General features: G+C 59.0%; 16 protein-coding genes and 1 pseudogene. 4 read left to right on the top strand and 13 right to left on the bottom strand.

Annotation, left to right across the window (positions count from 1 at the left end):
- Positions 1-6 precede the first annotated feature (6 nt).
- Positions 7-1,917: a biosynthetic arginine decarboxylase gene (speA, locus tag JJO78_RS19235; protein WP_085681683.1), complete on the bottom strand. Its 1,911-nt coding sequence runs from the start codon at positions 1,915-1,917 to the stop codon at positions 7-9.
- 198 nt (positions 1,918-2,115) lie between these two features.
- Between speA and speE the strand changes: the two genes are divergently transcribed.
- Positions 2,116-2,997 (top strand): polyamine aminopropyltransferase, encoded by an 882-nt coding sequence (speE, locus tag JJO78_RS19230; RefSeq protein ID WP_273624458.1) that lies wholly within the window; start codon positions 2,116-2,118, stop codon positions 2,995-2,997.
- Positions 2,998-3,056: 59 nt separating this feature from the next.
- Here speE and JJO78_RS19225 read toward each other — a convergent pair whose 3' ends face one another.
- Positions 3,057-4,337, bottom strand: coding sequence for an ammonium transporter (locus tag JJO78_RS19225; RefSeq protein ID WP_036203109.1), 1,281 nt, complete (start codon positions 4,335-4,337; stop codon positions 3,057-3,059).
- Positions 4,338-4,409: 72 nt separating this feature from the next.
- Entirely contained in the window at positions 4,410-4,748 is a 339-nt protein-coding gene (glnK, locus tag JJO78_RS19220) for a P-II family nitrogen regulator (RefSeq protein WP_004578958.1), read from the bottom strand.
- 418 nt (positions 4,749-5,166) lie between these two features.
- Between glnK and JJO78_RS19215 the strand changes: the two genes are divergently transcribed.
- The 3 genes from JJO78_RS19215 to trmB all read left to right on the top strand — a co-directional run bounded on the left by JJO78_RS19215 (position 5,167) and on the right by trmB (position 7,797).
- On the top strand, positions 5,167-5,421 hold the full coding sequence (locus JJO78_RS19215; protein ID WP_036203113.1) for an accessory factor UbiK family protein: 255 nt from the start codon (positions 5,167-5,169) through the stop codon (positions 5,419-5,421).
- Positions 5,422-5,480: 59 nt separating this feature from the next.
- A complete protein-coding gene (locus JJO78_RS19210; RefSeq protein WP_136633757.1) occupies positions 5,481-7,004 on the top strand; it encodes a YifB family Mg chelatase-like AAA ATPase in 1,524 nt (507 codons plus the stop codon).
- Positions 7,005-7,080: 76 nt separating this feature from the next.
- Positions 7,081-7,797, top strand: a complete 717-nt coding sequence (gene trmB / locus JJO78_RS19205; protein WP_007154277.1) for a tRNA (guanosine(46)-N7)-methyltransferase TrmB — start codon at positions 7,081-7,083, stop codon at positions 7,795-7,797.
- Between the two features lie 25 nt (positions 7,798-7,822).
- Here trmB and JJO78_RS19200 read toward each other — a convergent pair whose 3' ends face one another.
- From JJO78_RS19200 to JJO78_RS19155, 10 genes and pseudogenes are all read right to left on the bottom strand, one after another.
- Positions 7,823-8,356, bottom strand: coding sequence for a hypothetical protein (locus JJO78_RS19200; protein ID WP_041332628.1), 534 nt, complete (start codon positions 8,354-8,356; stop codon positions 7,823-7,825).
- Entirely contained in the window at positions 8,356-9,510 is a 1,155-nt protein-coding gene (hemW, locus tag JJO78_RS19195) for a radical SAM family heme chaperone HemW (RefSeq protein WP_136633756.1), read from the bottom strand. Before hemW ends, JJO78_RS19200 begins: the two co-directional genes overlap by 1 nt.
- A 2-nt stretch (positions 9,511-9,512) precedes the next feature.
- Positions 9,513-10,124: an RdgB/HAM1 family non-canonical purine NTP pyrophosphatase gene (gene rdgB, locus JJO78_RS19190; RefSeq protein ID WP_041332631.1), complete on the bottom strand. Its 612-nt coding sequence runs from the start codon at positions 10,122-10,124 to the stop codon at positions 9,513-9,515.
- Positions 10,124-10,579 carry a DUF4426 domain-containing protein gene (locus tag JJO78_RS19185; RefSeq protein ID WP_036203129.1) on the bottom strand — a complete coding sequence of 152 codons (456 nt, stop codon included), beginning with the start codon at positions 10,577-10,579 and terminating at the stop codon, positions 10,124-10,126. Before JJO78_RS19185 ends, rdgB begins: the two co-directional genes overlap by 1 nt.
- Positions 10,576-11,178, bottom strand: coding sequence for a methionine biosynthesis protein MetW (gene metW / locus JJO78_RS19180; protein WP_036203131.1), 603 nt, complete (start codon positions 11,176-11,178; stop codon positions 10,576-10,578). The genes JJO78_RS19185 and metW overlap by 4 nt, the downstream gene beginning before the upstream one ends.
- Entirely contained in the window at positions 11,175-12,323 is a 1,149-nt protein-coding gene (gene metX, locus JJO78_RS19175; protein ID WP_036203135.1) for a homoserine O-succinyltransferase MetX, read from the bottom strand. The genes metW and metX overlap by 4 nt, the downstream gene beginning before the upstream one ends.
- Before the next feature lie 1,324 nt (positions 12,324-13,647).
- Positions 13,648-14,457 (bottom strand): annotated as a pseudogene (locus JJO78_RS20630) (dynamin family protein); the annotation flags it as partial.
- A gap of 243 nt (positions 14,458-14,700) precedes the next feature.
- A complete protein-coding gene (locus tag JJO78_RS19165; RefSeq protein WP_036203140.1) occupies positions 14,701-15,282 on the bottom strand; it encodes a YggT family protein in 582 nt (193 codons plus the stop codon).
- Between the two features lie 23 nt (positions 15,283-15,305).
- Complete coding sequence (gene proC / locus JJO78_RS19160) at positions 15,306-16,139, bottom strand: pyrroline-5-carboxylate reductase (protein WP_036203143.1); 834 nt, start codon at positions 16,137-16,139, stop codon at positions 15,306-15,308.
- A gap of 83 nt (positions 16,140-16,222) precedes the next feature.
- The gene (locus tag JJO78_RS19155) at positions 16,223-16,915 is read right to left on the bottom strand and encodes a YggS family pyridoxal phosphate-dependent enzyme (RefSeq protein WP_085681675.1); all 693 of its coding nucleotides are present in this window, start codon (positions 16,913-16,915) and stop codon (positions 16,223-16,225) included.
- Positions 16,916-16,986 lie beyond the last annotated feature (71 nt).

The raw sequence follows: 16,986 nt of genomic DNA, 5'->3' as shown, positions 1-16,986 counted from the left end.
TCCGGGTTACTCTTCCAGGTAGGTATAGCCGCCCAGGCCATTCTCCAGTTCTTCCAGCAGGCTCGTCTGTATGTCTTCCGGCAATCCGCTGGCGGCAAATTTCTGCTGATAGGCCCGAAGCAGGGCAGTGGGTTCGAAGTTCACATACTGCAGCACCTTGGCCACGGTATCGCCATGGATTGGCTCACTGACGGTATGGCCGCCGCCGGGATTGCGTCGCACATCCACCGAATGAGTGTCGCCGAACAGGTTGTGCATGTCACCGAGGATCTCTTGATAGGCACCGGTCATGAAAAAGCCCATCAGCATGGGTTCTTCCGGCGCCTCTTCAGGCAGCGGGAAGGTGGTTTCGATGCCCTGGCCGTCCACGTACCGGTCAATTCGCCCGTCGGAGTCACAGGTAATATCCTGGATGACCGCACGACGGGTGAGGGGGCGATTCAGTCCGTTCACAGGCATGATCGGGAAGATCTGATCAATACCCCACACGTCCGGCAGTGACTGGAACAACGAAAAATTCACGAAGAGCTTCTCCGCCAGTTTTTCATTGAGCTCGTCAATGATCTCCCGGTGCGCGCGATTCGCGGAGTTCAGCTGTTTTCTCAGAGCCCGGCAGCAGGTGGTGTAGAGCGTTTCCGCCCGTGCGCGGTCCGCCAGTGACAACAGGCCGTGGGCAAACTGGGTGTGGACATCCGCCATGGCGTGGAGCACGTCGTGGTAGATCTCAGCCAGGGAACGGCGCGATGCCTCATCCCGCAGGCTCTCCAGGTCGCGCCACAAATCCTGCAGCGGTGCCGGGGCATCACTGACCGGTTGTTCAGGCGGACGCTTGTCGGGTATCTCCCGGTCAATCACATTGGTCACAAGTACCGAGTGGTGAGCCGTCAGCGCACGGCCGGATTCACTGATCAGGTTGGGATGGGGGATGCCCGCCCGATCGCACTCCGATTGCAGGATATGAATCACGTTGTAAGCGTATTCGTGTACGCTGTAATTCATCGAACAACTGCTGCGTGAACGGGTGCCCTCGTAGTCCACACCGAGCCCGCCGCCAATATCGACCGTGCCTACCGGTGCCCCCATGTGGCGCAATTCACTGTAGAAACGGGCACACTCGCGCAGTCCGGTCTGGATGTCTCGGATATTGGCTATCTGCGACCCCAGGTGAAAATGCAGCAACTGAAGGGATTCCAGGGCCTCGGCACGGCGCAGGGTTTCGACCACATCCAGTACCTGGCTTGCGGACAGGCCGAATTTCGACTTCTCACCGCCGGTGTTCTGCCAGTTGCCTTTGCCGATGGTGGCCAGCCGTGCGCGCACACCAATCAGCGGAGTCACTCCCAGACGGCGCGCTTCCTCGAGGATGAGCGGCAACTCGGACTGTTTTTCAACCACAATGAACACCCGGTGCCCCAGTTTCTGCCCGATCAGCGCCAGCCGGATATATTCGCGGTCCTTGTAGCCATTGCAGACAATCACCGACTCCTGCTGGCGCGACAGTGCCAGAACCGCCATTAACTCCGGCTTGCTGCCGGCTTCGAGGCCAATCTGGTTGTCGCTGGCGGCCGGTTCGGCGCAGAGCAGTTCCTCAACCACCCGGCGCTGCTGGTTGACCTTGATCGGGTAGACGGCGGTGTAGCCTCCCTGGTAGCCGTGTTCGCGAGCGACCTTGTTAAACGCGCCACACAGTTTGTTGACCCGATCATGGAGAATATCGGTAAAACGGATTAACACCGGAAGCTGAACCCCCTCACTGACCAGGGAGCGGGTAAGGTCGGGCAGGTTGATGTCCTCGCCGCTGTGCCCCCGGTCGGGTCTTATCAGTACCTCGCCACGGGCATTTACATCGATATAGCCATCGCTCCAGTGGGCGATGTTGTACACCTTGTGGGCGGCGCTGAGGGTTGGTTCACTCATGGGGCTTTCCTGTGCTGAGTCCGCAGCCGGCAACGGGCCGGCCTATGGCGCTCATTGTATGGATTCCACCGCCCCGCTAAAAGAACAACACCCGAAAAACACGGCCCGGGGGTAATGATAGTCCTTTAGGTGTGCTGGTTACGCACCTACAATAGCCTCAATACGAACAGGCTCAACGCGCACATCCGGAGACACGACATGACTGCACTGAACGATGGCTGGTTTACCGAAGTATTCCAGGATCAGGGAACCGCCTTTTCCCTGCAGGTAAAGAAAAAGCTGCACGAAGAACAAACCGAGTTCCAGAAACTGGAAATCTGGGAAACCGAAACCTTCGGCAACCTGATGGTGCTCGATGGCTGCGTGATGCTGACCACCAGAGACAACTTCCTCTATCATGAAATGATGACTCATCCGGCCCTGTTTACCCATAAAGACCCGAAGAAAGTGGTCATTGTTGGCGGTGGTGATTGTGGAACCCTGAAAGAAGTCCTCAAGCACCCCGGTGTGGAAGAGGCCTGGCAGGTGGAAATCGACGAACGCGTCACTCGCCTCTCGGAACAGTACTTCCCCGAGCTATGCGAATCCAACACTGATCCACGCGCCAATTTCTTCTTTGGCGATGGTATCCAATGGATACGTGATGCGGTGCCCGGAAGTCTCGACGTCATTATCATCGACAGCACCGATCCGGTCGGTCCCGCTGAAGGTCTGTTCGCCCTGGACTTCTATCGCGACTGCATGATCGCCCTGCGCGACGGTGGCATCATCGTCCAGCAAAGCGAATCGCCGCTGCTGCACACCAACACCATCATCAAAACCATTCACGACGACATGAAAAAGGCCGGTTTCGACCACGTTCGCACCCTGCCGTTCCCGCAACCGGTGTATCCCACCGGCTGGTGGAGCTGCACTATGGCGGGTAAGGAAAAGCCGGTGGTGTACTTCCGTGAGGAAGACGCGGATCAGCGGCCGTTTGTGACCCGCTATTACAACGCCGACACCCACCGTGGGGCATTGGCGATGCCGCAGTTCATGGTGGATGCACTGGAAGATGAGGTGATGTCGAGCGAGCGGTAAAGTGGAAAAAAAGAGGGGCGCCCGTGGGCGCCCCTCTTTCGATCCAGTGTCAGCCCATATTACTTGCTGCTGACAAACTCCGGATAGGCTTCCATGCCACACTCGGACAGATCCACACCTTCGTACTCTTCCTCTTCGGTCACCCGAATACCCATGATTGCCTTGAGGGCGCCCCAGACAATCAGGCTGGTCACGAAGACCCAGACGAAGATGGTCAGCATACCAACCAGCTGACCCATGAAGGTCGCGTCCGCGTCGGACAGCAGTACCGCGAAGATACCCCAGATACCAACCACACCGTGTACGGAGATGGCACCGACCGGGTCATCAATACGCATCTTGTCGAGTGTCACGATTGAGAACACCACGATAATGCCGCCGATGGCGCCAATAATGGTCGCCAGCAGAGGCGAAGGATCGGCGGGTTCAGCGGTAATCGCAACCAGGCCAGCCAATGCACCGTTCAGGGCCATGGTCAGGTCAGCCTTGCCGAACATGATGCGGGCCACAATCAGAGCACCGATCAGGCCGCCGGCAGCGGCCGCGTTGGTGTTCAGGAACACGTTGGCCACTTCGTTTGCAACACCGATGCCGCCCAGTTTGAGGGTAGAACCGCCGTTGAAGCCGAACCAGCCCATCCACAGGATGAAGGTGCCCAGAGTCGCCAGCGGCAGGTTGGCACCAGGGAAGGCCTTGATCTGGCCATCCGCGCCGTACTTGCCTTTACGGGCGCCCAGCAGCAGGACACCGGCCAGAGCCGCAGCGGCACCCGCCATGTGTACGATGCCAGAACCTGCGTAGTCGCTGTAGCTCAGCTCATAGATACCGAATACGGCATCGCCGTTCCAGGTCCAGGAGCCCTGCATCGGGTAGATGAAGCCACACATGACAACGGCGAAAGCCAGGAAGGCCCAGAGCTTCATGCGCTCGGCCACGGCACCGGAAACGATGGACATGGCGGTTGCAACGAAGACAACCTGGAAGAAGAAATCAGAAGCCCCGGCGTATTCACCCATCTCACCAAAACCGGCTTCGTTGGAAGCAGCAAGGACTCCGGCAATCGCCGCATCGTCCATTTGAGCGACCGTGGTAACGCCGCTGAGGAAGAGACCGCCACCGTACATGATGTCGTAGCCGCAGATGAGGTACATCGTGCAGGCAATGGCAAACAGGGAGACGTTCTTGGTCAGGATTTCAGTGGTGTTCTTGGCACGTACCAGGCCTGCTTCAAGCATTGAGAAGCCTGCGGCCATCCACATGACCAGGGCACCGCAAATAAGGAAGTAGAAGGTATCCAGCGCATACTGGAGTTCAAAAATATGATTGAGATTGCTTTCCATGTGAAGCCCTCCGCACGAGGCTTTTCAAGTTATAAATTTTTTGCGTTGGCTGTCTGGTTGATCAGGCTTTGATCAAACCGCTTCTTCGCCGGTTTCCCCGGTTCGGATCCGGATCGCCTGTTCCAGTTCGGTCACGAAAATTTTGCCGTCACCGATCTTTCCGGTGTTGGCTGCCTTGGTGATGGATTCGATGACCTGATCCAGCAGGTTGTCGCCGATAGCAACTTCAACCTTGACCTTGGGCAGGAAGTCCACCACGTATTCTGCGCCTCGGTAGAGTTCGGTATGACCCTTCTGGCGACCGAAGCCTTTGACTTCAGTGACCGTTACGCCTTGTACGCCAATCTCGGATAGTGCCTCACGGACATCATCCAACTTGAAAGGCTTGATGATCGCTGTCACAAGTTTCATTGCTTTCTCCTTGGTAAAGCCGTCTCAACATCTGGAACTCTTCGGCCCGTTGTTGAGGTCGGGATGCTGCCACCTCGCACACCAATTGTGCGGATTGCGTACAAGGCTTTTAGCATCGGGTGTGCCAACGCAAAAAATAATATAACTATCAGACAGTTGGCTGTCTGTTGATCCAGAATGGATCGTCAGGGCGCACCATTTCGGGGCTTGTCTGTCTTGGGCGAACCATAATGATGCACGAACTCGGTGCAAGCATTAGGGGTGCCTGAGCCACATTATACTGTCGACGGCCACAGTATGGCAGGGGAGGCATTAGTGTTACACTCCGAACCGTCGTTCAGGCACGACGAAAAGCCCGCCGAGGACGAGGTATAGTCCAGCGCAGCTATTTTGACCGGTGATTTTTGAGAGGTGACTCGTGAAAGGTCCACAGGATTTCTTTTCCCAGCTTCAGGGACAGTTCGGCCAGTTCGTTCCCGATATGGCCCGTGCCGCCCGTGAGGACTTTGAAGCTCAGGCCCGCGCCACAGTGATGACGGTTCTGTCGCGCCTTGAGTTGGTCACCCGAGAAGAATTCGATGCCCAGCAAGCTGTACTGATGAAAACCCGCGAAAAGGTCGAAGCGCTGGAAAAGCGCGTGGCTGACCTGGAAAAGCAGTTCCCGAGTAGCTGACAGGCAGGACGCCCGTCAGGCGGCCAAGCCGCTATTCCCTATAACCATGGAAGGTTGTCATGTTTGCCGTTGTCCATACCCGCGCCAGTATTGGCGTTTCAGCACCCTCCGTTACCGTTGAAGTCCACCTGTCAGGCGGCCTGCCGGCGCTGTCCATCGTCGGGCTCCCCGAAACGGGGGTTCGTGAAAGCCGGGAGCGTGTTCGCAGTGCGCTGATGAACGCCGGCTTTGAATTCCCCGCCCGCCGAATCACCATCAATCTGGCTCCTGCGGACCTGCCCAAGGAGGGCGGCCGCTTCGATCTCCCCATTGCCCTGGGCATTCTTGCCGCTTCCGGACAGATTCCGGCGGAAAGCCTCGCACAGTATGAATGCGTGGGAGAGCTTTCCCTGGATGGTGCGCTGAGACCGTTGAAAGGTGTGCTCCCGGCGATACTGGCAGCCCGCAACGAGGGGCGTCGGTTGCTGATCCCCCAGGCCAATGCCGCGGAAGCCGCACTGGCCAGCCAGGACGATGTGTTGCCAGCCGGCCATTTACTGACGGTCTGCGAACACCTGTGTGATCGGGCAAGGATTTCCCCGGTACCGCCAGCGGTGCCGGACACGGGCGTGAACGCCGGTCCGGACCTTGCGGACGTGCATGGTCAGAGCGTGCCGCGGCGGGCGTTGGAAATCGCCGCCGCCGGCGGGCATAACCTGCTGATGTTTGGTCCACCGGGCACTGGTAAAAGCATGCTCGCCAGCCGTCTGCCGGGTATTTTGCCGCCGCTAACCACCGAATCTGCGCTTGAGGTAGCAAGCATCCACTCCGTGGCCGGTCATCCCGTACGGGACGGAGAGTGGTGCCGGCCGCCGTACCGCGCGCCCCATCATACTGCCTCGTCGGTTGCCATGGTGGGTGGCGGTAGCAGTCCGCGCCCCGGAGAAATCTCCCTGGCGCACCGCGGTGTGTTGTTTCTCGACGAACTGCCAGAGTTCGAGCGCCGGGTGCTGGAAGTGCTGCGGGAACCCATGGAGTCCGGCGAGATTGCCATCAGTCGCGCAGCAAGGCAGGTGACTTTCCCGGCCTGTTTCCAGGTCGTGGCGGCCATGAACCCGTGCCCGTGTGGCTATCTGGGGCATCCGACGATTGAGTGCCAGTGTACGCCCCCGCAGGTGCTCCGTTATCGGGCAAAGATATCAGGGCCACTGCTGGACCGGTTCGATTTGCATGTGGAAGTGCCGGTTCAGAGCGGGGAAGTGCTGATGAAGCGTGACGGTGGGGGTGAGTCCAGCACGGTTGTGCGGGATCGGGTGTATCAGGCCCGCGAGCGGCAAATGCAGCGAGGATCCGGAAACGCCGCGTTAAGTGGCGGTGAGCTGCAGACGCACTGCCGCGTGGATGCAGCAGGCGAGGCCATGTTATCCGCCGCCATGGAGCGGCTGGGGCTCTCTGCCAGGGCATTGCATCGCATCCTGCGGGTGGCACGGACCCTGGCGGACCTGGACGGCCTCGACCACATTGGCAATGGCCATCTGGTTGAGGCGTTGGGTTACCGCAAGCTGGACCGGCAGCAGACCCGGAATGCGCAGGTTTCGGTATAGTCCGCTGGGCGGCCTCTGGTAAACTGTCGCCATAACCCATTGAAGGAAAACCGCACAGGGCGGTTGAGGACGTCAGATGACCGATCACAACGATGTTTCCGGCGATTCACCCGTGACGACCCGCCGTGGCGTACGCAGTTTCGTGCTGCGCCAGGGGCGGATGACCGAAGGCCAGAAAAAGGCCTACGACCGCAGTTGGCCCAAATACGGCCTGACCCGTGAACAGGGCATGATTGACCCACGCCAGATCTTTGGACGGGACAACATGCTTAACCTGGAGATCGGGTTTGGTATGGGCAAGTCCCTGGCAGACATGGCGGAAGCGGCACCGGAGCAGGACTTCATCGGCGTGGAAGTGCACCTGCCCGGGGTTGGTGCACTGCTGAAAGAGATTGAAGACCGGGGGCTGGAGAATGTTCGTGTCTACGCCATTGATGCCAACGATGTGATCGACCGGTGCCTGCCCGATGCAGCGCTGGACCGGGTGATGGTGTTTTTCCCGGACCCGTGGCACAAGAAGCGCCACCACAAACGCCGGCTGATCCAGCACGAATTCGTCCAGCGCCTGCGCCATAAACTGCGCGTGGGCGGGATCCTGCACCTGGCCACCGATTGGGAAAACTACGCGGAACACATGATGGAGATCATGGGAGAATCCGAGGGTTTTGCGAACTCACAGGACATCGGCGAATATTCGCCGCGCCCGGAAGACCGCCCGATCACCAAGTTTGAGAAACGGGGCGAGACGTTGGGGCACGGCGTCTGGGATCTGGTGTTTTACCGCACCAACTAGGCTGTCGGTACGCTGACGGAAGTTGCTACTCGTGGGCCAGCGGATGGCGCCGGGCGGCACGAATGATCACCAATCCGGCGCAGCCCAGCATCAGGCCGGTGAATTTCACCAATGCGCAGAGCGTGGCGGACAGGCTGACCATATCCGTGGGCGGGTCCATGTTATTGAGTAGCAAGATGTTTTCCGTTAGATCGCCGGCCCCCGCGGTCACAAACAGGGCCTTCACCCAGCGTGCCACGTTACGTTCCCGAACGCCCGGCCGGTCCCGCATCAGGTGATTGGTCAGGAAAATCAGCGTGGCCAGGTAAGCGGGTACAAACAGGAAGTCCAGCCAAAGGGATATCTGTGCCCATAGCATGCCGTCCTGTCGCCAGCTGCGCAGTATGGCCATGGACTGGTCCGCCGTGGCGGCCATCTGAAGGCTGACGATGCCCTGGGGAGCCGAACCGGTCTGCAGGGGCTGATTGACCACAACCAGGACCAGCAACAGGACGGCGGTGGCCGCCAGGCTCAGGTTGAGCCGTTTGGGCAACAGGGTCATAAGGCGCGGCAGTGACATCAGAGGAAGCGCTCCAGCAGACTGTTCAGATAACGCTGTCCGAGTTCCGTGGTCTGTATCCGTCCCGGTTCCAGCATGTTTTCTTTTCTTAGCGCCTCAAGTTTTACCGCAACTCTGCTCAACGGTAAACCTGTACGCTCTGTGAACAGGTTTTCCGACACACCGGACGTCAGCCTCAAGGCATTCATCAGAAACTCCAGTGGCCTTTCTTCCAGTTCGACCATTTGGCTGCCCGCGGTGCGGCTGCCGATGCGGTTCATGTAGGCTTCGGGTTGCCGGGTTTTCCAGAAACGCCGGATATCGCCGTTGCGGAAGGTAACCTTGCCATGGGCACCAGCACCCAGCGCCAGATAATCCCCGAACATCCAGTAATTCAGGTTGTGGCGGGACGCCATTCCAGGCCTGCTCCAGGCTGATACCTCGTAGTCCGTAAACCCCTGCTGATGCAGGTAGTCGGCACCCTGGCAATAGATTTCCCAGAGGTGGTCGTCGTCGGGCAGTTGGGGCGGGCGGCTGTAGAACTCGGTGTTGGGCTCCAGGGTCAGCTGGTACCAGGACAGGTGCGGGGGTTGCCACGACATGGCCGCCCGCAGGTCATCCAGGGCGTCTGCCGGTGTCTGGCCCGGCAAGCCATGCATCAGGTCCAGGTTGAAGTTGTCAAAGCCGGCATTGCGGGCCGCCTCGATAGCCCTGTGGGCCGCCTTGTCATCGTGGATGCGCCCCAGTGCCTTCAATCGCAGGGGGTTGAAACTCTGGATGCCCAGTGAAAGCCGGTTTATGCCGGCGCCACGGAAGCCGTTAAAGCGAGTCTGTTCTACTGTGCCCGGGTTGGCCTCCAGTGTAATCTCGGCATCGTCAGTAAACGACAGGTGAGTGCGCAGCCGGTCGAACAGTATGTTGTAGAAGTCCGGCGACATTAACGAAGGCGTGCCGCCGCCGATGAAGACGGTTTCGATCGGGCGCCCCTGAATTAATGCGAGGTCACCGGCAAGGTCCTCCATGATTGCATCAAGATAGTCGTTCTCGGGAATGTCGCCGGTCAGTGCGTGGGAGTTGAAGTCGCAGTAAGGGCACTTTTTCACGCACCAGGGTACGTGAATATACAGGCTTAGCGGGGGCAGGGTGCTCACCGCTGTGTCGTGCGTCGGGGTCATGGTCACCCCGGCTCTTTCCCCAACTGGTCCAGAAGCAGCGCCAGTGCCCGCCCGCGGTGGCTGATACGGCCTTTTTCAGCGCGGGGCAGTTCAGCGGCACTGGTGCCGGTTTCCGGTACCAGGAACACCGGGTCGTACCCGAAACCACCCTCACCCCGGGGCTCTGGCAGGATGCTTCCTGGCCAGCGGCCATGACAGATCACCGGTGTGGGGTCATCGGCATGGCGCAGGTAGACCAGTACGCAGTGGAACTGGGCCGTGCGTTGGCCCTCGGGAACGTCTTTCAGCGCGTCGAGCAGTGCCCGGACGTTGTCTGCGTCGCTGGCTGTGTCACCGGCGTAACGGGCCGATCGGACGCCGGGTGCCCCGCCAAGGGCATCCACCGCCAGGCCAGAGTCATCCGCAAGGGCCGGCAACCCGGTGATCCGGGCGGCATGGCGTGCCTTGAGGATGGCGTTCTCCACGAAGGTGACCGCTGGCTCCTCCGCCTCGCCAACCCCCAATTCACCCTGGGCTACGGGCGTCAGCCCGAGTGGGCCGAGCAAGTCTGTGAGTTCGGCGATCTTGCCCTTGTTGTTGCTGGCAATGACCAGTCTGTTGGTGGCGTTAGTCATCAGTCGTTAAACAGCGTGTGGGTGAAACGGATGGGCAGATCCTGTCTGGCACCCGTGGGACGGGTGGTGATCTGGAAGGTCATCAACTCGGCGTTGCTGTATTGGTATTCGGCGATGAAATAGACAGCGTTGCCTTCCTGGATGCGTCGAAACGCCAGGAACCGGGCCTGCTGGATATCGTTCATGACCTTGCCTTCCACCTGGCCTGATACCGGCTCCAGGCCGCCATCCTCGGTTTCCCTCATGATGGATATGTTGACGATACCGATGCCGCGGCTGCGATTAAGGTTGTTCTCGCGGGCAATTTCCGGGGCCAGGAAGGTGCTTGGGAAAACGCTCCAGTGTACTTCGAATTCACCAAAATCCTTTGAGTCGGCATGGCTCTGGCTGGCGAACAGAATCAGGCACGCCAGCGACAGTATCGCCTGCCAGTGATTGCGACTATGTATGGTCATGATTCCTCCCGGGTTATCCGGTAAATGGCGATCTGCCCCAACATATTGGGCCAAAGGCGGCTGAGCCAACGATCCTGGTGTTCACCGTCAACCACCGTGCGGTTCAGTATCCGGACGTCCTTGCGGAAGCAGAGGGCTTCAAAATCCTTGAAGGTGCACAGGTGGATGTTAGGGGTGTTGTACCATTTGTACGGTAGCGTTTCGGATTCAGGCATACGACCCCGGCGCATCAGGTACCAGCGCAATCGCCAGTAAGCGAAGTTGGGGAAGGTTACGATGCCCTCGCGGCCCACGCGAAGCATCTCGTCGAGGACCATGTCCGGGCGCCGGACCGCCTGCAAGGCTTGTGTCATCAGCACGGTGTCGAAGGAGTGATCTTCGAAGTTCCCCAGGCCCTGGGTGTCCAGGTTCTGCTCAATGACGGACACCCCGCGACCCATGCAGGTGGTGATATGGTCCGGATTGATTTCCAAGCCAAACCCTGTTGCTCTTTTTTCCCGCTGCAGGTAGTCCAGCAGGGTGCCGTCGCCGCAGCCCAGATCCAGTACATGGCTGCCGGCGCTGATCCATTGCTCGATGATTTTCAGGTCTGTTCTCATGCGCCTACCTCCCGTGCGACCCGGTCCATGTAGGAATGGAAGATGGCGGTGTAACGTGGTGTGGGAATCAGGAAGGCGTCATGCCCCCAGGGTGCGTCGATTTCAGCATAGCTGACCTTGCAGCGGGCCGCGATCATGGCATTTACTAATTCCTCGGACCGTGCCGGGGTAAACCGCCAGTCGGTGCTGAACGACACGACAAGGAATTCGCAGCGCGCACGGAGCAGCGCCTTTGCCAGGTCATTGTCGTGCTCGTAGGCTGGGTCAAAGTAATCCAGAGCCTTGGTCATCAGCAGGTAGGTATTGGCGTCGAATGACTCCGAGAAGCGCTCACCCTGGTAACGCAGGTAACTCTCCACCTGGAACTCTGCGTCATAGCCGAACTTGTAGGCCTGGTCGCGCAGTTCGCGGCCAAATTTCTCGCCCATGGAGGCGTCGGACAGATAGGTAATGTGGCCCACCATGCGTGCCAGCATCAGCCCCCGGCGCGGCAATGTGTCGTGCTCATAGTAGCGGCCGTCGTGGAACTCACGGTCGGACGTGATCGCCTGTCGCGCCACTTCATTGAAGGCGATGTTCTGGGCACTCAGGCGTGGTGTGGAAGCAATGGTCACGGCATGCCGCAAACGGTCCGGGTAGTCCAGGCTCCACTGAAGCGCCTGCATCCCGCCGAGGGAGCCTCCCACTACGGCGGCCCAACATTCAATGCCGAGCCGATCAGCCAGTAACGCCTGGCTGTGGACCCAGTCGCGTACCGTGATCACCGGGAAATCAGGGCCGTAGGGCTGGCCGGTTTTCGGATTGACGCTGCCGGGTCCGGTGCTGCCATGGCAGCCACCCAGATTGTTCAGGCTGACAACGAAAAACCGGTTGGTATCGATGGGCTTGCCGGGGCCAATGCAGCTGTCCCACCATCCCGGCTTGCGGTCTTCCTTGCTGTGATAACCGGCGGCATGGTGGTGGCCGCTGAGGGCGTGACAAATCAATACCGCGTTGGTGGCATCCGCATTCAGCTTGCCGTAAGTCTCAATCACCAGATCGTAACTCTCCAGCGTCTGACCGCAGGCGAGAGTGATCGGTGTATCGAAGTGCAGTGTCTGTGGGGTGACTATCCCGACAGAATCCGTTGGCAAGGGATCGGGCATTGGCGCGACAGGTTCCTGATTCAGTCCGTATTATCTGGAAGACGTTTCAGGCAATGGCCGGGCGGAAACCTGCATGTAAGTGCAGGCCTAATTGATATGGCCAGGCGATTGCCAGCCAAGCAGTTTAAAGGCCGGCCTGCATGGCTGCAACCGCCATTTCCGGCGCCGGTCAGACCGCGCCGGAAATGTTGACCACCTTCTGTTGGATCAGGGTGGGTGCCGGTTTACGGATTTGCCGCTGCATGGCATCAGCCAGTTCAAGCTGGCGCGTCAGATCGCTGATGGTGTTCTGCAGTCGTTCGCGTTCGGCCCGGCTGTCGCGGTCGCTGCGAACCATGTCCCGGAGGCGGCGGATCTGGTGCTCCAGCAACTGTTTCTGTTCCATGGAGTACTGCATGATTGGTAGTAGTGCTTCCGATGGCCAGCGTTCGACATCGGCCCGCACGCGCAGATGCAGTGTTCGGGCTTCGCCCACCATCACGTTGAAGAAGCGCCTGACCAGAAGCGACTGCTCCGTCAACAGATTTTTGGGGCTGATGCGGAAACGTTTTGCCTTCTTGCGCAGTTCGCGAATGGCAATAACGTGACGACCTGCCCGTAATGGAATTGGCTCCAGGTGGCGGGCCCGGGTGTCTTCGTTGTAGCGGCGGTAGATGGCGCCCACCATTTTTTCGGCCAGCCGCCCTTCGCTGAGAAGGTTGCTCAGATCATTTTCCAGCAGCTCGAAGAAATGATCCATGCTGTGGTTCATGCCGGCAGTGGTCCAGCTCTTCGACATCTTCTGGCGGACTTTCTCGGCATGGGACTCAAACCGATCCTCGCTGACCAGCCCCTTGAGCATCTCGCCCTGGGAATCCATCAGCCGGCGGCTGGACCGGAGCGTAATCAGCTTCTTGTAGTAGAAGTCATAGTCCCGCTGGGCGCGGTCAGCCAGGCGCCGCAGTGCGTCAGTGTCCATGGTGACGCCAGAACAGGCCTGCAGCTCTTCTTCCAGTGCGTCCAGCCGGTTTTGCATGGCGGCCTGACTGTTCTGCAGCATGCCCAACAGGTCGTTGATCAGGCTCTGTGTAATCAGCTGTTCCTTGTGCATCAGGATGCGCTGGATGATCAACTGTTCCAGTTGGGCGAGGTTCGAACGTTCAAGCAGTTCTTCATTGCCTTTGACTCGAGCCAGCAGACCTTGCTTGGCGGACAGCGGTATCACGTCGTTCTGGCGCATGCCGAGGTGGTCGGCGGTGTAGCCACGCACCCGGTCAATGGCCTCCTGGGTATGCTTCTCGCCCTGGAGATCGTCCCAGAGCACGTCGATCTTGTTGAGCACTGCGAATCGGCCAGCGCGGTGGTCGGCGTGCTCGGTGTCGATGTGATCCTTCCAGATCGTCATGTCGCTGGCAGTGACGCCGGTATCCGCGCTCAACAAGAAGATAATGGCGTGGGCGCGAGGCAACATACTGATGGTCAGTTCTGGCTCTGAGCCGAGAGCGTTGAGCCCCGGGGTGTCCAGTATGCGCAGGCCGCGTTCGAACAACGGATGGCGAATGCTGATCTGGGCGTTGCGCCAGGCCGGCACCACGACATTACCCGGCTTGTTGCGGTCATGCTCCAGCATGTCCTCGTCGAAGCCCAGTTTGCGGGCTTCCTGCGGAGTGACGCTCTTTACGCGAGCCACTTCCGCCAGAACTTCCCGCATGATTTCCGGGTCGCGCTCGTCCAGGTCGTGTTTGACCCAGCGTTCGGGCTGTTTGCGCAGTTGCTGCAGGGAGAGCTCGCCGGTCCTGGTTTCGATCGGGAGCAGCAACAGGTAGTTGCTGTTTGACGTGCGGTCAAAGAACAGCTCGGTCGGGCACATGGTGGTGCGGCCCGCCTGGGATGGCAGCATGCGCTGGCCGTATTCTGAAAAGAAGAGGGCGTTGATCAGTTCCGTCTTGCCACGGGAATACTCACCCACGAAAGCAATGGTGAGTTCGTCTTCGATCAGCAGCTCAAGGCCGTGACGAATGCGGTTGCTGACATCGTCTGAAAACAGGTTGTTGTCCTGCAGCCACAGACGGTAGCGACCGATCTGTCTGATCAGTTCTTTTTTCCAGCCGTGGTAGGCCTCTACCTGCTGCGACAGGGTTCCTTGCTTGTTCATCGGACCATCCTTCTGCGCGACTTCCGGGCGACTGCGTTGGATCTTGGTTGGTTAAAGTTGTGCCAAAAATATAGCTAATGTTACCGCATTGGCGCGGCAAATCTGCGGCGGCGATCACGGGTCTGTATAGCAGGGCGACGTGTAGAAGGCAAAAAATGCAGCTGATTCAGATAGATGAACCAGCTGCAGGTGAGAGTAGTTTATTGTCCTGATATGTAACGGAATGTGTTTTTGAGAGGTGGTCTACATTCCGACGATGGAGCCCATGCCGGCGGCTACCTTCATGTGGTCGATCACCACCGAAACCACATTGAGGATCAGGAACACGATAATCGGGGACAGATCCAGGCCGCCCATGGATGGCATCACATTGCGTACGGGGCGCATCACGGGTTCGGTGATCTGCGCAACCAGTTGGATAGCAGGGTGGCCGCTTTGTGGCGCAATCCAGCTGACGACCACGACTGCAATGACGGACCAGAAGTAGATCTTAACGATCAGATCAAGAACGTTAAGGATAGCCCAGCTGAGCAGGGTGAGCGGGTTGATCGCCGGTATGCTGCTGTTCAGGGCCACAAGAATGAGGAAGAAGGTGATCGCCTGGATGATGACCGCCAGCACCAGGGCTGCGCCGTCGATACCGCCCCAACCGGGAATAAAGCGGCGAAGCGGGCGCAGCAGCGGGTTGGTGGCTTTCACAACAAACTGCGAGATCGGATTGTAGAAATCCGCCCTGGCCAGTTGCAGCAGGAAGCGCAGCAGCACGATCGTCAGGTAGAACGTCGAGGCAATGAGCAGAATGGTGATCAGAATGTCAGCCAGCATGAAGCCGTGTCTCCCGTTATTGGTTACTGTTTATTGGCGAGTTCTTTGGCCATTTCCCCGGAGCGCTTGTAAGCGGCTGAGTAGGCCTTCTTGACCAGATCTCTCATGCCACCTTCTTCAAAGGTCTGGATGGCCTGTTCTGTGGTGCCACCGGGAGACATGACATTGCGTTTGAGCTGGCCGGGGTCGTGTTCACTGCGTCCTGCCATTTCGGCGGCGCCGGCCATGGTCTGGATTGCCAGTGCGCGTGCGGTCTCGCCGGCAATGCCGGCATCGGTGGCCGCCTCTTCCAGTGCTTCCAGCATCAGGAAGAAATAGGCGGGGCCGCTGCCAGAAAGTGCAGTCACTGCATGCAGGAGGGATTCGTCCTCCACCCAGAGCGCCGAGCCAATGCTGTTAAAGACCGACTCCACCATGGTCTTCTGCTTTTCCTTGACCTGATCATTGGCATAGAGCCCGGCAGCCCCTTTACCAACCAGCGATGGTGTGTTGGGCATCACGCGCACCAGCGGCAGTCCGCCACCGAGCCACTCGTCCAGGGTGGAAGCTTCCAGCCCGGCCGCGATCGACACCATTAGCGGGCGGGTGTTCTGCACCACCGGGGCGATGTCTGAGCAAACACTTGCCATAACCTGTGGCTTCACCGCCAGAACCACCATGTCCGCCTGCTCGGCGCAGTAACGATTGTCGGTGGTGACGCTGACACCAAATTGTTTGCGGATGGATTGAAGATGGTTGTCATCGGGGGCGCTGACCCAGATGTTGGCGGCCTTGAAGCCGCTGTCCAGCATGCCACCGATGATGGCGCTGGCCATGTTGCCGGCACCGATAAACGAAATCGTTGGTGATGTGCTCAAGGTTCACTCCACGTTTGGATCAGTAGTGGTCAGTTGTCAGTCTGCCGCTGATGATAACAGGATCTGGGGCTGTCAGCCTCCGGTTACCGAGGGCCGAACAGGGCGGTACCGACTCTTACCCAAGTTGCGCCCTCCTCAATGGCCATCTCAAGGTCACCGGACATGCCCATGGAGAGGGTGTCCAGCGGGCCGCAACCAGGGGCCTCCTGGCGCATGTGTTTAAGCGCATTGGCCAATTTGCGGAAGCTTGAGCGCAACTCCGCCTCGGGCTGATCCGGGTCCGGAATCGCCATCAGCCCCCTGAGCGAGAGATTTGGCATCTCTTCGATGGCGTCTGCCATGTCGGTGAGATCCTCCAGGGCACAACCGGACTTGCTCTCCTCATTGTTGATGTTCACCTGAAGGCAGATATTCAACGGCGGGAGAGTGGAAGGGCGCTGATCGTTCAGGCGCTGAGCAATCTTGAGTCGGTCAACGCTGTGTGCCCAGGCAAATGCCTCGGCAATCTGGCGGGTCTTGTTGGATTGAATCGGGCCTATAAAGTGCCATTCGATGGCGTCCAGTTCCTTCAGCTCCTCCATCTTGTCCAGAGCTTCCTGAACGTAGTTTTCACCAAACGCCCGTTGGCCGGCGCTGTAAGCCGTGCGAAGCTCGTCGGCCGGGCGCGTCTTACTGACCGCCAGCAGATGCACGGAACCCGCGCTGCGGCCGGCCTTCAATGTTGCTTTTTGTATGCGTCGGGTTACGCTCCCGATGTTGTCTGCTATGCTGCTCATAGTGCGAATCCGCCGATTCCGGTCAGTCTCTGATACGCTGACACGTTACCCGCAGGTTACTGAAATGCCAA

This window comes from Marinobacter sp. DS40M6 (genome assembly GCF_028581595.1).
GTDB lineage: Bacteria > Pseudomonadota > Gammaproteobacteria > Pseudomonadales > Oleiphilaceae > Marinobacter > Marinobacter salarius.
This window is presented reverse-complemented; position numbering and strand designations above follow the sequence as displayed.